This is a genomic window from Psychrobacter sp. BI730 (assembly GCF_013414195.1).
Taxonomy (GTDB): domain Bacteria; phylum Pseudomonadota; class Gammaproteobacteria; order Pseudomonadales; family Moraxellaceae; genus Psychrobacter.
In genome coordinates this window covers 194,334-219,578 of the sequence record NZ_JAATTV010000005.1, presented here as the reverse complement: position 1 = coordinate 219,578, position 25,245 = coordinate 194,334, and the positions used below count along the sequence as shown (strand labels likewise).

Here is a 25,245-nt window from a genome sequence, read left to right as displayed (position 1 = left end):
TTCATGCTCTGCCAACGCCATGTATCTTGACACATATCAGCAATCGATAATTCGGCTTGCCATTCTAACAACGTTTTTGCTTTATCGGCACTGGCATAACAACTCGCAATATCACCTGCTCGACGACCTGTAAACTGATAGGGAATAGCTTGTCCAGATACATCAGAAAATGCAGATACCAATTCTAATACAGACGTACCTTTACCAGTACCTAAGTTAATAGGTAAAAAGCCTACTGAGTATTGTTGTGTCGTACCACTTTCGTTTGGTCTGGTTTGTTCCTCTAAATAACCGAGGGCAGTCACATGACCTTGAGCTAAGTCAGTAACATGAATAAAGTCACGGACACCTGTTCCATCGACAGTAGGATAGTCATTACCAAAGATGCTAAGCTTATCAAGTTTGCCCACGGCCACTTGAGAAATATAAGGCATCAAGTTGTTAGGAATATCATTGGGGTCTTCACCAATCTGTCCTGATGGATGCGCGCCTACTGGATTAAAATATCTGAGAGCTATCAGGTTCCAGCTGTCATCAGGCACAGCTAGGTCTTCCAAGATATGTTCAACTGTCAGCTTGCTCTGACCATAAGGATTGGTACAAGAGCGCTTCGAGCTCTCATCGATGGGTAAGGATTCAGGATCACCATAGACAGTGGCAGATGATGAAAAAACTAAATTCTTAACGTTATATTCTGCCATAACTTCTAATAAGGTAATGGTACCGCTGACATTGTTATTATAATACAGCAATGGCTTTGCTACTGACTCTCCAACTGCTTTTAATCCAGCAAAATGAATCACGCCAAAAAATTCATGCGAAGCAAAGACCTCTCTGAGTAACTCAGGATCTCGTATATCCCCTTCTATAAAATCAACTGTCTGTCCAATGAGAGTAGAGACACGGTTAATCGCCTCACGGCTACTATTAGATAAGTTATCGTATACAACAATATCATAGCCTGCTTCATGTAGTGCTATACAAGTATGCGAACCGATATATCCAGCACCACCAGTAACTAATATTTTATTTTTCATACTATCGACCCATTATTTTTCGCAGCAGGCATTCGTTTTTACTCGTAAATGTAACTATACTGGGAACTATAAAACATTGCGAACATAAATGTCTTAATAATTTATATCCGATCTTCTTTTATCTACCTAAGCCGTCCATCACATCATGAAATTTAATGCTTACATCCGACCACTATTATCGGGCTATTATAAACATTCCTGCCATTCAAAACAGCGTTTGGCGTTAGTAGTTGGTATGCTACCTTGGCGAGATATGGTCGGCGAGTGGGTGTTTGAGTCGGCACATGTACAAATACAACGACACTTTGATGAGCGTTATTTTCATCGATGGCTCAAACCTTTTATCAAGCGTGTAAATCCTGTTATCTATATTTGGGGTTATAAGGCTCCTGATTACTTTATTGAGTATGTCCGCGCCCAAGGTGTAGACATTTTTTTCCTAGAAGATGGTTTTATCCGTTCAGGTCCTGAAGATGATAGTAGCGCGCCACCATTATCCATTGTAATGGATAGTCAAGCACCATATTTTGATACCACCCGCCCAAACGATCTGACCGACCTCATTGCAAATTTTGACTTTGAGCAGGATAACTATGATGAAGTATTAGCACAAGAGATACTCGACTACTATGTGTCGCATAGAGTGAGCAAATACAATCATCAATCTTATGTCGATGTCACACCAATATATGGTCCTAAGAATAAAGAACGTATTCTGGTATTAGGCCAAGTACCTCATGACGACTCACTGAAATACGGTGGCGGTAAGGACTTTACTTTACTCGATGTCGTGAATAAAGCGATTAAAGAAAATCCTGACGCTCAAATTATTGTAAAACCACATCCAATGACGTTAGGTGACCACTCTATCATTCGTACGCTCACTGAACTAGATTGCCTGATCCTCACCCAATCTATTCATTTGGTCGATGCATTAGAGACTATCGATCATGTCTATACGATTACTTCACTAGGTGGATTTGAAGCATTACTGAGAGGAAAAAAGGTCACCGTATTAGGGCGACCTTTTTATAAAAACCTTTGTAAAACAGAAGCTATTAGACATCAGTACTTTCTATTATGTTACCTATATAGTCAACAAGATTACTGTGTCACATTGGCATGAATTTTCAAGAATGTAGCAGGATCTTCTATTAACTTAGAGTGACCCTGCTCAATCAAGATATTATCAGCTATTTCACGTAAAGCGCCAAAACCACCCTTGGTCTCCAGCACTAAATCACACTTAGATTTGACGTATTCAGGAGCATCAGCGACAGCCACTGCAACACCACAACTAATGAAAGCTGGTAAATCAATGGTATCATCACCGATATACACAGTATTCACTTTGGTAGTGCCTGCCCGCTGAATAATCTCCTTACAAGCCACTTCTTTATTTTTGATACCTAGCATAAAGATATCAATGCCTAAATCAGCAATTCTCTTCCTTAATGGCTTTGAATCTTTACCTGATAATACTGCTACTTGAATACCTGCCTGTTGTAACAGCTTTATACCTAGACCATCGCGCACATGGAAGCGCTTCATACATTCACCATGTTCGTCATAGTAGATTCCACCATCTGTTAATACGCCATCAATATCAGTAATAACAAGATCGATATTGGAGAGTAAAGACTTTTCACTCTCGGACTGTTTACCTTGAAGAATAGCGATTACTTTTTGAAGGTCTTCAGGAGTATCTACACCAGGCCCTGTCTTCATTACTTCAAATGCATAAATATCTATATCGCTATCTAATAATCTTAATTGTTCTAATTGCTCTGCTGATTCGACATTAGATTCAGGTAATTGTGCATATCGTTCTAAGACAGACTTGCGATAGGCATATACACCAACGTGCTGCTTATAATTAATTTGTACATCGTTGTTTCGAATAAATGGTATTGGAGAGCGACTAAAGTAACACGCACGACCGCTATGTGATGTAACCACTTTAACGGTATTGGGATCTTGAGCTTGGCGTTCATTGATAGAGTGATAAAGTGTTCCAACTTCAATTGACTCATCACCACGCATGGCGTTAATCAACATTTCAATATCTTCAGAACGCACTAAAGGTTCATCACCTTGTAAATTGATATATAAGTCAGCCTCTACCTTACTCATCACTTCCACGAGCCTATCAGTACCTGAAATATGAGTTGAAGCAGTCAGTACTCCTTTACCGTCAAAATTTGCAACTGTCTCAAGTATCCTCTCATCATCGGTTGCTACTATTACTTCAACATTTTTGACTGATTGAGCTTTCTCATATACATGCTGAATCATCGGTTTACCCAAAATATCAGCAAGTGGCTTACCAGGAAACCGTGAAGACGCATAACGTGCAGGGATAATAATAGCAACAGAGTCCATCTAATACACCTTTATATATTTACTGAATATCAATGCTTGGTAATGACTTGATTAAATCATCTACCTGCTTCATCTGTTGTAAAAATGGCTCTAATTTATCTAGCGGCAATGCACTTGGTCCATCGCATTTAGCTTCACTAGGATTGGGGTGCGCCTCTAAGAACAGTCCAGCAAGTCCGGCAGCCATACCTGAACGAGCCAACTCTATAATTTGATCTCTACGACCTCCTGATGCATCACTGCCTGAGCTTCTGGTTTGTAGTGCGTGGGTCACATCAAAGATAATAGGCGCATTATTACTAATGCGCTTCATTATGCCTAATCCCAACATATCAACGACCAGATTATCGTAACCAAAACAGCTACCACGTTCACAAAGCATAAGTTTATCATTACCCATTTCATGAAATTTATTGATAATGTTTTTCATCTGCTCTGGGCTCAGAAACTGTGGTTTTTTAATATTAATTGGACGACCAGTCTCTGCTAATGCTTTAACCAAATCCGTTTGACGCGCCAAAAATGCGGGCAGTTGTAAGATATCAATGACTTCAGCAGCTGGCTGACACTGATATATTTCATGTACGTCTGAGATGATGGGCACACCAAAAGTTTCTTTTACTTCTTGTAAAATCTTTAAGCCCTCATCTAATCCTGGTCCACGGAAAGAATGGATCGAAGATCTATTGGCTTTATCGAAGCTGGCTTTAAATACATAAGGTATGCCAAGCTTTTGCGTAATTTCCACATACGCTTCGCATACCTTTAGGGCAAGATCTCTTGATTCGATGACATTAATACCGCCAAACAGTACAAAAGGTTGATCATTGCCAACCGTTATATTTTCAGTAACTTTCATTAAATACTCTCAAAAACTATAAATATTAGTGTTTATTTAACTGATACCAGCTTGTACTAGGTCACGTAATGCAAGTACACCGACTAACGTATCACTATCTAACACTATGAGTTGGTTAACTTTCTGTTGTCTCATAATGTTAAGTGCTTCTGATGCCTTCGTATTAGGTGTCGTAGTAATAGGTGTGGTTTTCATAACACTAGCAATTGGTTGGCTCATATCTTGGTTTATCGTTAGCAGTCGACGTATATCACCATCTGTCAAAACTCCATAGTTATTTTCACCATCTACCACCACCGTCATACCCAATCTTTTTTCTGTGATTTCAAACAAAGCATCTATAATACTAGTATCACCAGTAACAACAGGAACTTCATCACCAGACTTCATGATATCAGACACATCAGTTAATAGTTTCTTACCAAGAGAACCAGCAGGATGAGATAAGGCAAAATCATCAGACTTAAAACCGCGGGCTTCTAGCAAAGCAATAGCAAGTGCATCACCTAATACCATAGTGGCTGTGGTGCTAGAGGTAGGAGCTAGCCCCATTGGACAAGCTTCTTCAAAGTCACCAAGCGTCAAAGCTACGTCTGCTTCTTGAGCTAATCTACCTAATAAATTCTTAGTGATACTTATTAAAGGTAAGTCTAGCTTTTTAATAACTGGTAATAAAACATTGATTTCATCACTATTACCTGAGTTCGAAATAGCTAAAACAACATCACCTTTTACGATCATTCCAAGATCGCCATGACCTGCTTCACCAGGATGGACAAAAAACGCTGGGGTACCAGTAGAAGCCATCGTCGCAGCTATTTTACGACCAACAAGACCTGACTTGCCCATACCAGTTATAATCAGACGTCCTTTGCAATTAAGGATGATATTACAAGCTTTCTTAAAGCCACTATCTAAAGCCGCCTTTAAAGAGAGGAGAGCTGCAATTTCAATGTCAATAACACTCTCTGCAATACTACTTTCATCATCAAACCACATACTTCGATACTCTTTTATTTCAAAAAAAACTAATAGAACCTAAATATAAGCTGCTAATTTTTTATAAGTTAAAATAACTATTTTTTATTTCTATAAAAAAACTTGAGCTTATTAACAATAGGATTTCGAGAATCGCCAAAAAAATCATATGGAGTTCTAACAAATTTATTTCTTTTACGTATCAAAACATTAATACGTTTATCTAAACTAGAAAGTGTATTGTCAACTATATAGAGTTTTTTTTCTTTCAAAATAGCAGTGCTTTCATTTGTAATACCTTTTGGAACATCTAGCGTTAACTTAGAATCAACTTTTTTTTTACTATTATTACCAGTTAAGTTATCCATAACATCTACAGGAGAAGCTAAAGCACTTGGATTCTTTTTACTTTCTCTAATAATACTAGGCAAAAATAGGCCATAGATTCTCGATAACAAAGGTATAGGATGAGTTCTATACTGTACATCCACTGCATCCTTATTAATACCTCTAATCTGATAAAATTCGAGGTTCTCTAGTATGGATCTAGAACTACCATCTTTCTCGACCCTATTCCTATATTTAGCTTTAGCAAAAGAATAAAAATGGTTTTTTAAATAATATATAAACTTTACAATATCATCTTCGTTAACTTGAAACTTACTCTCTAGAGCTTTTACAACAGCTTTAGAATCAGAAGCATGTATATTAATAGTATGATGGCTATAGAAAGCTTCACCCATATGTATTACAGGCTTCCTAAATAACATAGCTAGCAAGCCAACTCCTGAATTAATCAAAAATATCTTATTTGCTATACTTATTAAATCATGAATATGATATTCCTTATCAACTAGCAACATATTATCAACTTGCTTCATAGATGATGGAAACCCTGCTTCTAATGGGTGTTTTTTTACCACAATAAACCATTCATGTGGATTTAACTTTTCAACTACATCATTAACAGTTTCAATAAATCCCTCAAACCCATTAGCGCTACCAGAGAAGTATTTAATTACACTATCACTAGGTCTTTGCAAAGCGATAAACAAAATCTTTCGACCGCCAACTCGATGTTTAACGTCAAACTCTTCTTTAGTAATGACATCCCCACGAAAATTATCATTTTTTTCTAATGTGCTACCAGACTGAATAACGCTATTTATGTATTCTTCGGTATCAATTATATCTTCTTCATCTAATTCCTTGCTCCACTTATCATAGCTATAGGACTTACTATCTGCATTAAATCCTTCATCTATAAACCATGAATCAGGCAAAGCTCCTCTTTCAAACACATAGAAAGGGAAGTTATTTTCTTTCGCCCACTTGTATATCGACAACCTTTTATCATTTCCATAAGGGTTCCAGAAAAGGAAGCGAGTAATACCTCTAGATTCGATTAAACTTTCAATCTCATCTATTTCTACTTTCATTTCTGATATATAGTCAACTCTACCTAATAGAGGAATGAGTTGACGTATACTAAGCCAAGCAGTATCCTTACGAACGCCAAATATTAATGTGTTTTCTTTTCTGGATAAATCTTCCAAAGGGTCTATTTTAGATCGACCTTCATCAAACTCTTTCATGAAAGTTTGTAATAACTCTTTATTCTTATGAGTAGAAACTTGATATTTATCTTTAGGTCGTGGATGCCAAATATGTACAGCAAATAAGTTATTATTGTATACTGAGTAGCCTGCCATGGAAAAATAAGCTCTAAAACCTTCATAATCAACCGAGCTATAGTCTTTTTTATCTAGGTAATAATTGTATGTTCGATGATACTTTCTTGCGTAAGTAGCAAGTCGATGTGCTAAATCAAAGTCTTCACTACCATGACCACTAAACTCTTTTCTGTGTCCGCCAATGGACAATAGGTGCCACCTATTAATGACTAAAAGAGAAGTTGCTGGTGCAAAACTTTGAATACCGTTATTATCACCGTTATCATAATTATTCCGTAAGTTTCTATATTTTACAGAGCTTCCTAAATCGTTATCAGAAATAAATTCTTTCGAAAATTCCTCATCAATATAGAAGCAAGGAATGCAGAAATATTCAGTAATGTTTTTCTGTATCTTCCTACATGCAATTTCTTCTAATATTTTATTATAGAAGTCTTTATCAAACACTAAATCTACATCAAGGAATATTACGCATTCGCCCGTTGCTAACTGAGCACCATAATCTCTGGCTCTTCCTATAGAAAACGTCTGACTTCTTGTATCTTGAAAAATATAACGAGTATTATGATTTTTACAAATACTCTGTATTTTTCTAGAAAAAAAGGATGTACTACCAGAATCTACTAATAAATATTCAATTTCACTGCTATTGACATTAAGAGATAAGATTCTTTTTATGTTTTCAAGAATGTACTGCCTATTATTAGAAACACGTACAGGGAATATTACACTTAACTTTATATCATTCATTTATTTACCTACAAATTGTTTTCAATTAAGTAACTTTAAAGCCTAAGTCTATCTTTAACAAGAAAATCACATAAAAAACTTACTAAAGACCACTACTTTACAGAAGTTGTTAGGTTTAAGCCCATTAATCTAAAATTCAAGATTCCTGCTATCATTGCGTAGTAGTCATCTGCGAAATGGGAGTTAGTATGTTTTAGTTTATATCGAATTGGCACATTAATATTTGGAATTATATCGAACTTGGTTGATATAAAATTTTCAGAAAAATGCCTAGACCTTTTTGATATTTCAGCATTAGGACTATGATCATAAGGAAAATTAATAAAGAATACTCTCGCGCTAGGCGCAACTTTATACAGATAATGTCCAAAATACTCCCAATTCTTTATGGCATCAGATACTGGAAGATAATCTTTTTCTAAGTAAAAAATATCATCCGCAGTACGGTCATTTTTAGAATTAAAAAATAATGGTGATGAAGGATAAGAATGACTATATTGAAGCTTGGAACACAAGTCTACGAAATTGTCTGTAATAATTATATCCGCACCTTGCACAGAATCGAAAAAGTCTAATCCATCAGACAATAAGTGCTTACCTAGACCTATGCCCGAATATTGATTCTTAATATATTGCATATTAGATTCTGATAAATTTAAGGATTCTATGTATTCATAAGGTAACTCCGGCATAGTCTTTTTCAGATAAGTTTTGACAAACCTATCAATTCTATTATGATGACTGCAACTAACCAAACTACCACCGAACATATCTATAAATGTATCAGCAGTGTATCTAGATAAACACGATCCAAAAGTAACGATTTTCATACTAAACTCACTTAGTAAAAATATTATCAAAATCAAAAAGTATACGCTATGTATCTATGTATCCATTCGGGTTCATGCTCTGCCAACGCCATGTATCTTGACACATATCAGCAATCGATAATTCGGCTTGCCATTCTAACAACGTTTTTGCTTTATCGGCACTGGCATAACAACTCGCAATATCACCTGCTCGACGACCTGTAAACTGATAGGGAATAGCTTGTCCAGATACATCAGAAAATGCAGATACCAATTCTAATACAGACGTACCTTTACCAGTACCTAAGTTAATAGGTAAAAAGCCTACTGAGTATTGTTGTGTCGTACCACTTTCGTTTGGTCTGGTTTGTTCCTCTAAATAACCGAGGGCAGTCACATGACCTTGAGCTAAGTCAGTAACATGAATAAAGTCACGGACACCTGTTCCATCGACAGTAGGATAGTCATTACCAAAGATGCTAAGCTTATCAAGTTTGCCCACGGCCACTTGAGAAATATAAGGCATCAAGTTGTTAGGAATATCATTGGGGTCTTCACCAATCTGTCCTGATGGATGCGCGCCTACTGGATTAAAATATCTGAGAGCTATCAGGTTCCAGCTGTCATCAGGCACAGCTAGGTCTTCCAAGATATGTTCAACTGTCAGCTTGCTCTGACCATAAGGATTGGTACAAGAGCGCTTCGAGCTCTCATCGATGGGTAAGGATTCAGGATCACCATAGACAGTGGCAGATGATGAAAAAACTAAATTCTTAACGTTATATTCTGCCATAACTTCTAATAAGGTAATGGTACCGCTGACATTGTTATTATAATACAGCAATGGCTTTGCTACTGACTCTCCAACTGCTTTTAATCCAGCAAAATGAATCACGCCAAAAAATTCATGCGAAGCAAAGACCTCTCTGAGTAACTCAGGATCTCGTATATCCCCTTCTATAAAATCAACTGTCTGTCCAATGAGAGTAGAGACACGGTTAATCGCCTCACGGCTACTATTAGATAAGTTATCGTATACAACAATATCATAGCCTGCTTCATGTAGTGCTATACAAGTATGCGAACCGATATATCCAGCACCACCAGTAACTAATATTTTATTTTTCATAATACTTTCAGGTACAAAAAAGACACCCCATTGTAGGGGTGTCTTTATCATATTTCAATGTAGATTTAGTAGTTACCTGATAGACTTATGTCTATCTTACCAACCTGTAACTTCTTTTAGTTTCTCGCCAAGCTTAGATGGGTCACGTGTATACGCGATACCAGCATCTTCAAATGCCTTAAATTTCTCTTCAGCAGTACCTTGACCACCAGAGATGATAGCGCCAGCATGACCCATACGCTTGCCTTCAGGAGCCGTAACACCAGCGATATAACCAATAACTGGTTTAGTCACATGGTCTTTGATATAAGCAGCAGCTTCTTCTTCAGCAGTACCACCGATTTCACCGATTAGGATGATAGCTTCAGTTTGTGGATCAGCTTCAAATAGCTTCAATGCGTCAATCTGGTTCATACCAGGAATAGGATCACCACCGATACCGATACAAGTTGACTGACCAAAACCAAGCTTAGTCGTCTGAGCTACGGCTTCATAAGTCAATGTACCAGAACGTGAGATGATGCCCACTTTACCTGGCTGATGGATATGGCCTGGCATGATACCGATTTTGCACTGACCTGGAGTGATAACGCCTGGGCAGTTAGGACCAACCAAACGCACATCGCCAGCTTCTTCAAGATAGCGTTTTGCTTTTAGCATATCGATAGTCGGTACGCCTTCAGTGATCACAACGATCAACTTAACACCAGCATCGATTGCTTCAACGATAGAGTCTAGTACAAATGGTGCTGGTACGTAGATAACAGAAGCGTCAGCTTGAGTCGCTTCCATGGCTTCCGCCATAGTGTTGAACACTGGTAAGCCTAGGTGCGTTTGACCGCCTTTACCTGGAGTCACACCACCAACTACTTTTGTACCATATTCAATGGCTTGTTCAGAATGGAACGTACCATTTTTACCAGTAAAACCTTGTACCAATACTTTGGTATCTTTATCGATTAATACACTCATTATATTTTCCTTGTATTCGGTTGTCTTGTAACAGCGGTCTCTATAACCATCATTATCAAATTTTGATAACCAATCTTTGCTATAAAACCACTGCTACGATTTGACTACTATGCTTAAGCGTTTATCTCTAAACACTTATGTGTAAAGACTTACGCTTTAACAGCATCGACAATTTTTTGAGCCGCGTCAGATAAACCTTGAGCTGAAATCAATTTCAGACCAGACTCTTCTAGGATTTGTGCGCCTAGCTCAGCGTTGTTACCTTCTAAACGAACAACAACTGGTACTTGTACGTCAACTTCTTTGATAGCAGCGATAATAGCTTCTGCAATCATGTCACAACGTACGATACCGCCGAAGATGTTGATTAGAACGCCTTCAACACTGCTGTCTTCTAGGATGATTTTGAACGCTTCAACAACGCGATCTTTAGTTGCGCCGCCGCCAACGTCCAAGAAGTTAGCAGGCTTGCCGCCGTACAATTTGATGATGTCCATGGTCGCCATAGCAAGGCCAGCACCGTTAACCATACAACCGATGTTGCCTTCTAGAGCAACATAGTTTAGGTCAAATTCAGCAGCTTTAAGCTCACGCTCGTTTTCTTGAGTCTTGTCTTGTAGTGCTGCGATTTTTGGCAGACGATATAGTGCGTTTGAGTCGATACCGATTTTGCCATCAACACAAACGATTTCGCCATTTTCACGAACAGCTAATGGGTTGATTTCCATTAGAGCAAAGTCGTTTTCAACAAATGCTTTATAAGCGCCAGTCATCAATTTAACGAACTGGTTGATTTGCTTGCCTTCTAGACCAAGTTTGAACGCAACGTCGCGCGCTTGGAAAGGCATTAAACCAACTAAAGGATCAACGTGTACTTTAAAGATTTTTTCTGGTGTCTCGTTTGCTACTTCTTCAATATCTACACCACCTTCGGTAGATGCCATGAAAGTTACACGACGAGTCGCACGATCAACTACTGCACCAAGATATAGCTCAGTTTGTACTGGGTACATATCTTCTGCAACCAATACGAAGTTTACTGGCTGACCATCAGCATCAGTTTGGAACGTTACTAGGTTAGTACCGATCAAATCTTCAGCAACTTGCTTAGCTTCTTCACGAGTTTTAACCAGCTTTACACCACCAGCTTTACCGCGACCACCAGCATGTACTTGCGCTTTGATGACCGCAATGTCAGTTGGGGTTTTATCAAAAGCTGCAGCAGCTTCTTCGCCGTTATGAGCGATGATGCCTTCTTGAATTGGCAAACCGTAGCTTTTTAATAGCTCTTTTGCTTGATACTCATGTAAATTCATTGATTGTATCCTTTATTTTTTACAATTAATAAAAAGTGAAATCAAGTGCGCACATACACATATTAATCATACGTCTGACGCACTCATGATTGTGGCATCACCAAAATAGCGATACCCCAATCAGGTTGTAAATCGATAATAACTAAACGAGCGACTACTTATTTCTTACGCTTTTTGCGCTGGATAGCGTGAATAGCACGGCCATCTGCAGATAGAGCAGCTTCATGCACTGCTTCTGAAATAGTTGGATGAGCAAATGTCATCAACTGCAAGTCTTCAATGCTAGAAACAAATTCCATCGCGATCATACCTTGATGAACGATATCGCCAGCACCAGCAGAGATAGCATGCATACCTAATAGACGATCTGTTTTCGCATCAGCAACTACTTTCACAGAACCTTGCGCTTCGCTTTGCGCTAATGCACGACCGTTAGCAGCTAAGTTGAAAGAGCCTGTTTTAACTTCATAGCCAGCTTCTTCAGCTTCTTGCTCAGTCAAACCTACCCATGCGATTTCTGGGTGAGTATAAATGACATTGATGATAGTGTCATAGTTAACTTGAGGTTTTTCGCCATGAATACGCTCAACAGCCATCATGCCCTCTTCCATAGCTTTATGCGCAAGCATAGGACCACGGACCAAATCACCGATAGCATAAACGCCATCAAGATTGGTTTTGCATTGGTCATTAACATCGATAAGGCCACGTTCAGTCAACGTGATACCGCTGTCATCGCCAAGCAGTTTCTCAGAATAAGCGCGACGACCAACACAAACGATTAGCTTATCAAAGCTCTCTTCAGAAGACTCGCCTTTGCTTTCGCTAGTGACGACAACTTGGTCACCTTGTACTTCAGCATTGGTTACTTTGGTATCGACACGGATATCAAGACCTTGCTTCTTCAGCATTTTGCCAGCTTCTTTTGAGATGTCTTTGTCAGCAGCAGCTAAGAAGCTAGGAAGTGCTTCATATACCACTACTTCTGCACCTAGACGACGCCATACTGAACCAAGCTCAAGACCGATAACACCCGCACCAATAACGCCTAGACGCTTAGGTACTTCGGTAAAATCAAGTGCGCCAGTTGAATCAACAATGCGGTCACCGTCAGTTTTGGCAACAGGAATCTCGATAGGCACAGAACCTGCCGCAAGAATGACATTCTTAGCAGTGATCGTCGTTTCGCTTTCGTCTTCTAGAGCAGTAAATTTGACTTTTTTGTCAGCGCCTTTACCGTCGACCAATGTACCCCAGCCTTGTAGCCAGTCAACACCATTGCCTTTTAGCAACGCGGCAACACCACCAGTCAACTGCTTAACAATACCTTCTTTACGCTCTATCATTTTTTCGATATTGATAGCAACGTCACCAGTACTGATACCGTGCTCGTCAAGGTCATGCTTAGTAGCTTCGTAACGATGTGAGCTATCAAGTAGGGCTTTTGATGGGATACAACCAACGTTTAAGCAAGTACCGCCAAGTGCTGGCTCGCCTTTATAAACGCGCTTTTCGATACAAGCAACACTCATACCGAGCTGGCCTGCACGAATAGCTGCTTCGTAACCACCAGGACCGCCGCCGATGACGACTAAATCATAATTGTCTTTCATAGTACGTTCCTATTTTTAATTGTATGTGTCATTTAAACGGGTTGTTATCTTGCTGATAGATCAGCGTTATCTACACTGAACAGTTAATACACTATGTCAATGAGATAGACTCACTCATCGATAATCGATAGCAAGCCACCATTATTAAATTCATTTAAATACAGTTACCAGCGCATTAAGTGATCGCTGATTCATAAAAATCATTATCTATACCAAAGTTAAAAAGCTTGTATCAGCGGTTGCCAATACAAGCTTAAAAGCTTACAGGTCTAGTAGTAGCATTGCAGGGTCTTCGACCAACTCTTTGATAGTTACTAAGAACTGTACTGCTTCTTTACCATCAATCATACGATGGTCATAAGATAGTGCTAGGTACATCATTGGTAAGATTTCAACTTTGCCATCGACTGCCATTGGGCGGTCATTGATAGCGTGCATACCTAGGATAGCAGTTTGTGGTGGGTTCAAGATAGGTGTTGACATCAATGAACCAAATACACCACCGTTAGAGATAGTGAACGTACCGCCAGTCATGTCTTCTAGACCAAGCTTACCTTGTTGTGCTTTACCGCCAAACTCACGGATTGTGCTTTCAACGTCAGCCATGCTCATGCGATCAGTATCACGTAGTACTGGAACAACCAAACCACGATCTGAAGATACTGCTACACCGATATCATAAAAACCGTGATAAACAATGTCATCGCCATCTAGTGAAGCGTTTACTGCTGGGAAGCGTTTTAGCGCTTCTGTCGCTGCTTTTACGAATAACGACATAAAGCCTAAACGTACGCCATGACGTTTTTCAAACTTCTCTTTGTACTTAGCGCGCATATCCATCAATGGCTTCATGTTCACTTCGTTAAACGTCGTCAACATCGCTGTATCTTGTGATGCTGATAATAGACGCTCAGCAACACGCTTACGAAGACGAGTCATTGGAACACGTTTTTCAGTACGCTCACCCATTGATTCAGCAACAGGACGGCCGCTATCAGACTTAATGCTGCTGTCTGATTTCAATGTTGGGTTAGCCATATCAGTTTTGGTTACACGACCACCGCGGCCACTACCTTCAACTTCTTTAGGATCTACGCCTGACTCTTTTGCTGCTTTACGAACTGCTGGGCTTTGATCTTTATGATCAGCTTCGCCTTTCTTATCTGTTGCTTGAACAGGCTCGCCACCATCAGCAGCTTGTTTTGTTTGAACTGGCGCAGCTGGTTGGTCTGGATCTACTGCTGGCGCTTCTTCTGCGCTAGCACCAGCTTCAAACTGAGCGATAAGCTCATCAGACAATACAGTATCGTCAACTTGCTTTACGATTTTGGTCAATACACCATCATCAGGTGCCACAACTTCTAATACAACTTTATCAGTTTCAATTTCAGCCAATAGGTCATCACGATTAACTTGTTGACCTTCAGTGACATGCCACTCAACGATTGTGCCATCGGCAACCGATTCTGGAAAAACGGGGGCTTTGATGTCAGCCATCGATATACTCCTTAGATTTGGATATTCATACTTATTATTAAGTCGTGATAGGCAGCCGGTAATCTTTTAATAACTTTGCTTATATTTTATTAAAAAACACTGACTGTCATCGCCTGATTCATTTATCTTCTATAATCTTTGATTAGACAAGGTATTACTGAGCTAATTCATCAACACTTATGCCAAGGCCACCAGCAATAAGTGCTTGCTGTTGTTGAGCATGCAGTTTCGGTGATCCTGTTGCAGGGGCTGCACTAGGAGGACGTGCTACTGGCTCCATGACTTTTGCTTTGGTTGGATGCGGTACGACAATACGGAACATATGCGGTGCTAAGTAGTACCAAGCGCCTTGGTTCAATGGCTCTTCTTGCGTCCATACGATTTCAGTTAGGTTGCTGTATTTTTCGATTTCAGCGATTAAGCGAGTCTCTGGCAATGGATACAATTGCTCAATACGAACGATAGCCACATGATCAAGACCTAATGCACGGCGCTGCTCTAACAAATCATAATAAACCTTACCACCACACAGAACCATACGGGTCACTTTATCTGCGTTGTGATCGTCCATCTCTGGCAATACCGTCTCAAACTTACCATTAGCAAGCTCTTCTAGGTTAGAAGTCGCTAGCTTATGACGTAATAAGCTCTTTGGTGACATAACGATCAGTGGCTTACGAATAGGACGTACTGCCTGACGACGTAATGCATGATAAATTTGCGCAGGAGTCGTTGGAGTAATGACCTGCATATTGTCTTCAGCACATAACTGTAAGAAACGCTCTAGACGTGCAGATGAATGCTCAGGACCTTGACCTTCGAAACCATGTGGTAACAACATCGTTAAACCACAAACACGCTGCCATTTGGTCTCACCGCTTGAGATGAACTGGTCAATCACAACCTGAGCACCGTTAACGAAATCACCAAATTGTGCTTCCCAAACGATCAATGCGTTCGGTACTGTGGTCGCATAACCATATTCAAAGGCTAGTACCGCTTCTTCTGACAACAATGAGTTATAAGTAGCAAAGCGTGCTTGGTTCTCACTTAAATGAGACAACGGTACATACATGCTGCCATCATTGACATTGTATATTTCACTGTGGCGATGTGAGAAAGTACCACGGCCTACATCTTCACCAGTAATACGTACTAATACGCCATCGTTATCAACCAATGATGCATAAGCCAATGTCTCAGCTGCACCCCAGTTAAGAGGCTCTTCGCCCGTTTGCATCGCTAGACGCTGCTCAACGACTTTTTGAACCTGACGTTGTAACTTATAACCTTCTGGCATTTCGGCCATACGGCGGCCATAGCCTTTAAGCTTTTCAATATCAACACTGGTATCCCAGTCATCGACCAAGTCATGACCTAGATAAGGTTTCCAATCTACAAATAACTGTTCGTTAGGCTCTTGAACCAATGAGCTGACAACATAATCACCACGGTCTAACGACTCACGATAATCATCTTCGTACTGTTTCTCTTCTTCGGCATTCAAGATACCTTCTGCGATAAGTTTTTGCGCATACAGAGTACGAGTAGTCGGAAGCTTCTTAATAACAGCATACATCAATGGCTGAGTTGCAGATGGCTCATCTGCTTCGTTATGGCCATTACGACGATAGCAGAACAAATCAATGATGATGTCTTTGTCAAACTTATGACGATAATCTAATGCTAACTGAGCGGCAAATACGACTGCTTCAGGATCATCACCGTTCACATGTAGGATAGGAGCATGAACCATTTTGGCAACGTCAGTACAATATTCAGTTGAACGAACATCTTCTTGACGACTAGTAGTAAAGCCAACTTGGTTGTTGATCACGATATGCACAGTACCGCCAGTGGTATAAGCACGGGTCTGTGACATTTGAAAGGTTTCTTGGACCACACCTTGACCAGCAAAAGCAGCATCACCATGAATCACGATAGGTAATACTGAATTACCACCAGTATTGTCTAGTAATGGCTGATCGTTACGACGTACTTGACGGGCACGTACTGAACCTTGTAGTACTGGCGCGACAATTTCAAGATGCGATGGGTTAAATGCTAAAGCCAAATGCGCTTCGCCACCTGGTGTCATCACGTTAGATGAAAAACCATTGTGATATTTAACATCACCTGAGCCTTTTTCTGGCTGCACTTTACCATCAAACTCATCAAACAAGTCTGCAGGGTTTTTACCTAAGATATTAACTAGTAGGTTTAGGCGACCACGGTGAGCCATACCAATGACCATTTCTTTTGTGCCATATCCACCAGCACGTTGAATGATTTCATTGATAGCAGGAATGAAGCTCTCGCCCCCTTCCAAACCAAAACGCTTAACACCCGTATATTTACGAGCAAGGTATTTTTCTAGACCTTCAGCAGCGGTTAAGCGCTCAAGGATAGACAGACGTTTTTCTTTATCGAATTTGATATAGCCTAGATTGGTTTCTAGGTATTCTTCCATCCAGCGTTTTTCTGTACTGGTGGTAACGTGCATATACTCGACACCGATATGGCCACAGTAAACACGTTCCATGATTTCGATGATTTCGCGCAATGTCGCTTCATCTTTACCGATGACTAAATCATTGGTTGGGAATACGGTATCGAGATCAGCTTCTGACAAGTTATGATAAGCAAGCGTCAAATCTTCTACTGCTGCACGTGGATGCAAATCTAGAGGATCAAGCTTAGCACGGCGATGACCGCGACGACGATATGCTGAGATTAGTTGCTGTACGCCCATCTGCTTAGGATCACAGTTGGCAGAGCTGCTAGAGTCGGTATCAGTACTGCTACTCTTATTTGCCGTTTGATTACGAGCAAGTAGTAAGAACTGATCTTTGATGGCGTTATGCTGAGCATCGTTCTGCGACTTATACTGTTCAAAGTACGTTTGCCAGTCAGTATCAACACTATCAGGGTCTGTTAGGTATTGCTCGTAGAGAGCTTCTATATAGTTGGCGTTATCGGCAGCCAGTTCAGTATGTACTTGGCCAGATTTTTCTTTGGTTATACTATTCATAATAATCGTCTATTTGATAGATAAATGAATGGAATCGTGCTTATTATTGTGTCAGTCGTTGTATGCTCAGGTAGTTAGACAATGTGTCATATCCTGTTAAATACTATTCGATAAAACACTTTTATCCCTAAGTATTGCCATCACCATAGAATGTTGCTGTCATTGTCTACAAGAGCAAGTGATGCTAAATAGTGGTAACAAGTCTTATTGCAATACCCGTCTAAAAACAAAACTATTTGTGAACGCTCAGTTTTCTTATCTAGCTCGTTTCACAACATTAATTTATATATACTTCTTTGAGTCATAACCAATCCATTAATGATAAGCTATTAATAGATAATTATATTTTCAGCTAACCTATAAACTGGTTATTGATGCTGAATTACCCTAAATTTGCTGATAAATTCTGCCTTTTCAGACAGACATACATTGCTGTATAGATTATCATGCCCATTTTTTTCGACATAGTTTGTTTATTCAATACTAGGTATTTATGTAATGAATATCTATCATCAATTATAAACGCATAATCATTGTGCGCATAGTATTTTAGCCCGATAATGTCATAATGTGTTTAAACAATACATATTAAGCGCTAAAAAAGACACTTTAACCATCTCATTAAATACCAAAGCAATTATACCAAAATTCGACTATGTCTATATTCGATTATATAGGGTGATTGTCTATATATTATTTCTTCTTACATACAACCAACGTATTGACCATACAGTTTTACTCTTAAATCATTTAATACCTATTTTTCAATAGGCTAAATTCACCATATTTTTAAATAACAAGTTAGCTATAAACAGTGATAAATCTATATATCAGCTTTTTAACTAACAAAAACACCACCTAATATATAGGTGGTGTTTTTTGTATAGTAACTATAAAGATCAATTACTTATGCTTAACCAGCTTGGTCAATCAACATATTACGTAAGTGACCGATCGCTTTGGTTGGATTCAAGCCTTTTGGACAAACTGATACACAGTTCATGATACCGCGGCAACGGAACAAGCTAAACGGATCGTCTAAGCGAGCTAAACGTGCTTGAGTATCACCGTCACGACTATCAGCAACGAAGCGATAAGCATGCAGTAATGCTGATGGACCTAGGAACTTATCAGGGTTCCACCAGAAAGATGGGCAACTGGTTGAACAACAAGCACATAGGATACATTCGTATAGACCGTTCAGTTTTTCACGCTGTTCAGGTGACTGTAAACGCTCAGTTGGCGGTGCTGGCTGATCATTGATTAAGTACGGATGCACTTTTTCATACTGCTCATAGAACTGGTTCATATCGACAACCAAATCACGAACCACTGGCAAACCAGGTAGCGGACGAACCGTTACTTTTTCTGGTAGCGTGTTCATGTTGATTAGACATGCCAAACCGTTTTTACCATTAATGTTCATGCCGTCAGAGCCACAAATACCTTCACGGCAAGAGCGACGGAAAGTAAGCGTTTCATCTTCTTTCTTTAGGCGTAATAGTACGTCAAGCAACATACGATCTGAATCAAGTAGCTCAATCGTATAAGTTTGCATGCGTGGCGCTGCGTCCAGATCAGGATCGTAGCGATAGATTTCGATGGTGCGAGTACCTCGGCTCATAATGCTAAACTCCACACGTAGGTGATGGCGGGCATACAAAGATTGCAACATATTTGCGCTAGCTATTAATCAGTACTGATAACCAGTATCGGATACCAATTAATAGCGTAGTAACGCTGGCATGAGCATGTAGCTGGCGGTCACCTTTTTAATAAATTAATAAGGGATAAAACGTTAACACTGCTGTTATCTATCAACTATATATAAAGTATGCAGTCTAGAATTAGTAGACGCGGACTTTTGGTTCGATATAATCAACGGTTAATGGCACTTTACGTACTGGCTTATAAATGATGCGATTGCCTTCAGAGTACCATAAAGTATGCTTCATCCAATCGTGGTCATTACGGCCGTTAGGTGCGTAATCATCATCTTCTGGACGATCATAATCGGATACACTGTGCGCGCCGCGGCTCTCATGACGCTTCGCTGCAGATATCATTGTCGCTTTTGCTACTTCATACAAGTTAGCAACTTCGAATGCTTCAATACGCGCTGTGTTGAACACTTGTGATTTATCGCCAAGATGGATCTTGTCGATCTTTTCACCTAGCGCTAAAATTTTCTCAACGCCTTCGTCCATCATCGCTTGCGTACGGAATACACTAGCGTGTTTTTGCATCGTAGCACGAATCTCATCAGCCACGTCTTGCGCGTTGTAGCCTTCAGTAGACTGTTGCAGTTTGTCTAAACGCTTCACTGTAAAGTCAAGGACGCGTGGATCAAGCGGCTTATAGTTATGATCAGCATGATGGAACTCATCAACGATATGCTTACCAGCTGCGCGGCCAAATACCAATAGATCTAGTAAAGAGTTCGTACCTAGACGGTTAGCACCATGTACACTTACACAAGCACACTCACCGATTGCATAAAGACCTTTAACCACATTGCCTTTAGCATATAAACCGTCCTCATCAGTACCTGCTTCTAGATCCGGTACAATCACTTGACCATGGATAGTGGTTGGAATACCGCCCATCATGTAGTGAATGGTTGGGATTACTGGAATTGGCTCTTTAGTGATGTCAACGTTGGCGAAGTTTTTACCAATCTCAAATACTGATGGTAGACGCTTCATGATGGTCTCAACACCTAGATGCGTCATATCCATGACGATATGATCAGCATTAGGACCACAACCACGGCCTTCTTTGATTTCTTGGTCCATTGAGCGCGATACGAGATCACGTGGTGCCAAGTCTTTCACGGTTGGTGCATAACGCTCCATGAACGCTTCACCATCTTTGTTACGCAAGATAGCGCCTTCACCGCGGCAACCTTCAGTCAATAGTACACCAGCACCATGAACACCAGTTGGGTGGAACTGCCAGAACTCCATATCCTGCAACGGTATACCAGCACGTACTGCCATGCCAATACCGTCACCAGTATTGATATAAGCATTGGTAGAAGCTGCGAAGATACGACCAGCACCACCCGTCGCTAGGACAGTAATTGGTGACTGGAATACTGCAATCGTACCAGTCTCTTGCTCAAGCGCGACGACACCGTTGATGTTACCAGCTTCGTCTTTGATCAAATCAAGAGCGATCCACTCGATAAAGAACTCAGTACCCTGCTCTAGGTTTTTCTGATATAGCGTATGTAATAGTGCGTGACCTGTACGGTCAGCAGCGGCACAAGCACGTTGTACTGCTTTTTCGCCATAGTTAGACGTGTGACCACCGAACGGACGCTGATAAATCGTACCGTCTTCGTTACGGTCAAACGGCATGCCCATGTGCTCAAGCTCATAGACTACTTTTGGCGCCTCACGACACATATATTCGATAGCGTCTTGGTCACCCAACCAATCTGATCCTTTAACGGTATCATAGAAGTGAAAGTGCCAGTTGTCATTGCTCATGTTGCCTAAACTTGCACCGATACCACCCTGAGCGGCAACTGTGTGCGAACGCGTTGGGAATACTTTGGTAAGGACTGCAACCTTCATGCCTGCTTCCGCTAAATGCAATGAAGCACGCATACCTGAGCCGCCGCCACCAACGATAACTGCATCGTAGTTTAAGGTCTTGATATTACTAATGGTATTGTCTTGTCTAGTTGCCATTACGGTTTTCCTAATGCCTGTTAATGCGTAAAAGTAAATCAAAGACTGTTTAAGATATCTCTATTACAGCTATAAAGGCTTACTATTTGGCCATTTCTACGCTTATAAAATAAAGAGTCTTAATAGTCGTTAACCACTTAATTTGCATATCTATCGTTATACTGAACTAAGCCTACTCAACTATAATCAGATTAGCTGATCAGTAATGCCAGTCCAATGCTATGACTATTCTTGGCTATCAACGGATGAATCTAAAGTACTTTGCCAACTAATGTAGCAGCTAGATACATCCGTCGTTATATATAGATATCAGAGCTTTTTATGAGATGGTTAAACGGCAGCGATACCGAAACCGTTACCCCAAAAAATCATGATGCCCCAAAATAGAAATACTAAAATAGCGATAATCATCAATGACTGTAGTACTAAACGTAAACCTGCTGCGCTTGAGCCCAGTTTGCCTGTTGTAATATAGTCAGTAAATACTGTCCACATCCCAACCCAAGCATGACCAGCTAGTGCAAGTACTGCAACCAAGCTGAATAGACGCATCGGTAGGCTGGTCATAAATGATGACCATTCAACAAAAGTGACATCGCCATGGGTCAAAAAGAAGCCCAGCAACACCACACTATAAACGGCTAAAACAACAGCACTAATACGCTGAATAATCCAATCACGTGAGCCTGAACCTGTCAGACCAGTAGCACTTTTGATTCCTGAATCATTTTTTATCATTAGAACATCACCCATACAAATGACGCGACAACTAAAATCGCTGCAATCACAAAACTGACCATAGAGGCAGTGCGGCCAGATTTTAGCTCTTCGTTCATGCCCATATCAGCAAATAAATGTTTGATACCCATTACAAAATGATATGCAATGGCGGCAACAAATATCCATGCCAAAAAGCGCACAAGTACATTGTCAAATACGGTCGCAAAACTCTCAGGCGATGCCAATGAGTTCTGTAGTATCCATAACATGACAGGAATCAGTAAAAATAAAATAATGCCAGAGATACGATGCAAGATAGAGGCGATCGCGATCGGTGAGCGATTAACGCTAATCACTTGGCTTAAAGGCAGATCAATAGGTCGGTTGCTTTTCACAGCGGGCATCCTTTTGCGGTTATACTCCTGTATCTGCTATCAATGCCTGACATAAATAGTGCCAATTGAGCATTGAGCAACACACGAGACGAATAAAGTAAGGAAGAGCTAGCTGACTTCGTTTAGTTTGCGCTAAATATGAAGAAAGGATCATGTATATAAAGGTATTGATAGACTGTTCAATGTCGCTTGTCGAATCGACAGGCCTATCAAACAACCTATCTATTATACAACAAAGAAAATAAACATGAGTAACATCGACTAACCAGTCTATTTTAGAGGTCGTATGAATAGTAAGACAACGTTACTATGTCTTCTATATCAGAGCAGACCTTGTATTAGGCACTTGAAATCCTGTGCCAAACAAATAAAAAATATTGGTTAAGAAGAAAATTCAAACCATAGAATGCGGTTTGGTCTATCGTAACACCAGACAATCGTAAACAAGCGTGAATAGAAGACGCTCTGAACGACACTATAACATGGTCATTTATTAATTCGCGCAAAGCTAGTGCCAGTTAATTCCTACAATTATAAAATGCCTGAGCAATAATTACAAATTTATCCATTCAGTAAGAATATATACATATTTAATCAATAAATGAATGGATAAGAATAATGCTAGTTTTGACAGTAATTATTATGACAAACTTTAATCCGCTTACTAGGCATAGTCTGCCAGTTTTTAGTGTCATTATTTATGAGTTTTGTCTCTAAAATATATTTAGAAACCCAAAATATTGGCTCGATAATGCTGCTATAAACTTGCTCAAAAACAGAGGAATTTTAAGCAAAATAACCTGACAGACATATTTTGATACAAAAATTACAGCGAATAACCACCGCCACACCGCGCCAATTGGACACATGGTCCATAAAAGTTTTTTCAAATCATCAAGAATTGCTGCTAATATACCCTGCGTACTAAATGAGTTGAATGCACTTTTACCGTTCAACCGACAATGACGCGAGGGTATGCGTCTGTAGTAATTTATTCTAACAAGTCAAACCAATGGAGAGCAATTTATGGCTGATACTAATGCCAAACTAACCGTGAATGGTGAAGAATACGAACTTCCTATTATTAAAGGTACTTTAGGGCGCCCAGTTATCGATATTGCTGCTTTACAAGAATCAGGATTTTGGTCTTATGACCCTGGTTTTAAAGTAACCGCTCCTGTTGAATCAAAGATTACTTATATTGATGGTGGCAAAGGCGAGTTATTACACCGCGGTTACCCTATCGACGAGCTAGCGAACAACGCTGAATACCTAGAAGTTGCTTATGCACTTCTACATGGTGACCTACCTACTGCTGAGCAAAAAGCAGACTTTTTCGAAAAAATCCGCGAGCATACTGCTGTTCATGATCAATTGCGTAAATTCTTTGAAGGCTTCCGCCGCGACGCGCATCCAATGGCTATTATGGTTGGTGTTGTTGGTGCCTTATCAGCGTTCTATCATGAAGACCTAGACGTGAGCAATGAAGAACATCGCGAAATCACAGCTATTCGTCTGATTGCTAAGATGCCTACGCTTGCTGCGATGAGTTATAAATACTCACAAGGCGAACCGTTCATGTATCCGCGTAATGACTTTAACTACGCAGAAAACTTCTTATACATGATGTTTGCAACACCTGCTGACGTAGACTACGAGAAAAACGACGTTATCACTCGCGCAATGGACAAAATCTTTACCTTGCACGCTGACCATGAGCAAAACGCCTCTACCTCAACGGTACGTTTAGCTGGTTCTACTGGTGCAAACCCTTATGCATGTATCGCTGCTGGTATTGCAGCCCTTTGGGGACCATCACATGGCGGCGCGAACGAAGCTGTTCTTGAGATGCTAGACGAAATCGGTACTGTTGAGAACGTGCCTGAGTTCATGGAAAAAGTGAAGAGCCGTGAAGTGAAGCTAATGGGCTTTGGTCACCGTGTTTACAAAAACTTCGATCCACGCGCTCAAGTAATGAAAGAGACTTGTGATGAAGTACTAGAAGCACTAGGTATCAACGATCCTAAGCTTGAATTGGCAATGGCACTAGAGAAAATTGCGTTAGAAGATCCGTTCTTCATCGAGCGTAACTTATATCCAAACGTTGATTTCTACTCTGGTATCATTTTGAAAGCCATTGGCATCCCAACGTCAATGTTTACCGTGATCTTTGCATTGGCTCGTACTTCAGGTTGGATCAGCCATTGGTTAGAAATGCACAGCGCTCCGTTCAAAATTGGTCGTCCACGTCAGTTATACACTGGTGAAACGCGCCGTGATTTTGTAAAAGTTGAAGATCGCAAGTAAGCAAAAATAATCGTTACCCAATAAAAAATCCCGCACGATGGCGGGATTTTTTATTGTC

18 protein-coding genes are annotated in these 25,245 nt (G+C 40.1%); 2 read left to right on the top strand and 16 right to left on the bottom strand.

The window, feature by feature from the left end; translation table 11 throughout:
- On the bottom strand, positions 1–1,037 hold a 1,037-nt coding region (gene galE / locus HCZ91_RS05625; RefSeq protein ID WP_179798612.1), incomplete at its 3' end, for a UDP-glucose 4-epimerase GalE.
- Positions 1,038–1,272: 235 nt separating this feature from the next.
- On the opposite strand from galE (HCZ91_RS05625), the gene HCZ91_RS05620 reads away from it, so the two are divergent.
- Entirely contained in the window at positions 1,273–2,163 is an 891-nt protein-coding gene (locus tag HCZ91_RS05620) for a capsular polysaccharide biosynthesis protein (RefSeq protein ID WP_179798611.1), read from the top strand.
- Here HCZ91_RS05620 and kdsB read toward each other — a convergent pair.
- The 15 genes from kdsB to sdhC all read right to left on the bottom strand — a co-directional run bounded on the left by kdsB (position 2,142) and on the right by sdhC (position 22,889).
- Positions 2,142–3,419 carry a 3-deoxy-manno-octulosonate cytidylyltransferase gene (kdsB, locus tag HCZ91_RS05615; RefSeq protein ID WP_179798610.1) on the bottom strand — a complete coding sequence of 426 codons (1,278 nt, stop codon included), beginning with the start codon at positions 3,417–3,419 and terminating at the stop codon, positions 2,142–2,144. The two genes, HCZ91_RS05620 and kdsB, sit on opposite strands and share 22 nt — an antisense overlap.
- Positions 3,420–3,438: 19 nt before the next feature.
- Positions 3,439–4,278, bottom strand: a complete 840-nt coding sequence (kdsA, locus tag HCZ91_RS05610; protein WP_179798609.1) for a 3-deoxy-8-phosphooctulonate synthase — start codon at positions 4,276–4,278, stop codon at positions 3,439–3,441.
- A gap of 36 nt (positions 4,279–4,314) precedes the next feature.
- Positions 4,315–5,277, bottom strand: coding sequence for a KpsF/GutQ family sugar-phosphate isomerase (locus HCZ91_RS05605; protein WP_179798608.1), 963 nt, complete (start codon positions 5,275–5,277; stop codon positions 4,315–4,317).
- 77 nt (positions 5,278–5,354) lie between these two features.
- On the bottom strand, positions 5,355–7,700 hold the full coding sequence (locus tag HCZ91_RS05600; protein WP_179798607.1) for a glycosyltransferase: 2,346 nt from the start codon (positions 7,698–7,700) through the stop codon (positions 5,355–5,357).
- Positions 7,701–7,792: 92 nt separating this feature from the next.
- Positions 7,793–8,530: a hypothetical protein gene (locus tag HCZ91_RS05595; protein WP_179798606.1), complete on the bottom strand. Its 738-nt coding sequence runs from the start codon at positions 8,528–8,530 to the stop codon at positions 7,793–7,795.
- Between the two features lie 46 nt (positions 8,531–8,576).
- Positions 8,577–9,638: a UDP-glucose 4-epimerase GalE gene (galE, locus tag HCZ91_RS05590; protein ID WP_179798605.1), complete on the bottom strand. Its 1,062-nt coding sequence runs from the start codon at positions 9,636–9,638 to the stop codon at positions 8,577–8,579.
- 96 nt (positions 9,639–9,734) lie between these two features.
- Positions 9,735–10,610 (bottom strand): succinate--CoA ligase subunit alpha, encoded by an 876-nt coding sequence (gene sucD, locus HCZ91_RS05585; RefSeq protein WP_179798604.1) that lies wholly within the window; start codon positions 10,608–10,610, stop codon positions 9,735–9,737.
- 149 nt (positions 10,611–10,759) lie between these two features.
- Positions 10,760–11,926 (bottom strand): ADP-forming succinate--CoA ligase subunit beta, encoded by a 1,167-nt coding sequence (gene sucC, locus HCZ91_RS05580; protein ID WP_179798603.1) that lies wholly within the window; start codon positions 11,924–11,926, stop codon positions 10,760–10,762.
- A 158-nt stretch (positions 11,927–12,084) separates the two neighbouring features.
- Positions 12,085–13,539, bottom strand: a complete 1,455-nt coding sequence (gene lpdA, locus HCZ91_RS05575; protein WP_179798602.1) for a dihydrolipoyl dehydrogenase — start codon at positions 13,537–13,539, stop codon at positions 12,085–12,087.
- 261 nt (positions 13,540–13,800) lie between these two features.
- Complete coding sequence (gene odhB, locus HCZ91_RS05570) at positions 13,801–15,036, bottom strand: 2-oxoglutarate dehydrogenase complex dihydrolipoyllysine-residue succinyltransferase (protein WP_179798601.1); 1,236 nt, start codon at positions 15,034–15,036, stop codon at positions 13,801–13,803.
- A gap of 154 nt (positions 15,037–15,190) precedes the next feature.
- Positions 15,191–18,067, bottom strand: coding sequence for a 2-oxoglutarate dehydrogenase E1 component (locus HCZ91_RS05565; RefSeq protein WP_102091387.1), 2,877 nt, complete (start codon positions 18,065–18,067; stop codon positions 15,191–15,193).
- A gap of 913 nt (positions 18,068–18,980) precedes the next feature.
- Positions 18,981–19,691, bottom strand: a complete 711-nt coding sequence (locus tag HCZ91_RS05560; RefSeq protein WP_055123743.1) for a succinate dehydrogenase iron-sulfur subunit — start codon at positions 19,689–19,691, stop codon at positions 18,981–18,983.
- 223 nt (positions 19,692–19,914) lie between these two features.
- Positions 19,915–21,765 (bottom strand): succinate dehydrogenase flavoprotein subunit, encoded by a 1,851-nt coding sequence (sdhA, locus tag HCZ91_RS05555; RefSeq protein ID WP_057757857.1) that lies wholly within the window; start codon positions 21,763–21,765, stop codon positions 19,915–19,917.
- Between the two features lie 330 nt (positions 21,766–22,095).
- A complete protein-coding gene (gene sdhD, locus HCZ91_RS05550) occupies positions 22,096–22,500 on the bottom strand; it encodes a succinate dehydrogenase, hydrophobic membrane anchor protein (protein ID WP_057762261.1) in 405 nt (134 codons plus the stop codon).
- Positions 22,501–22,502: 2 nt separating this feature from the next.
- On the bottom strand, positions 22,503–22,889 hold the full coding sequence (gene sdhC, locus HCZ91_RS05545; protein ID WP_082624524.1) for a succinate dehydrogenase, cytochrome b556 subunit: 387 nt from the start codon (positions 22,887–22,889) through the stop codon (positions 22,503–22,505).
- Between the two features lie 1,017 nt (positions 22,890–23,906).
- Between sdhC and gltA the strand changes: the two genes are divergently transcribed.
- Complete coding sequence (gene gltA / locus HCZ91_RS05540) at positions 23,907–25,187, top strand: citrate synthase (RefSeq protein ID WP_102078275.1); 1,281 nt, start codon at positions 23,907–23,909, stop codon at positions 25,185–25,187.
- Positions 25,188–25,245 lie beyond the last annotated feature (58 nt).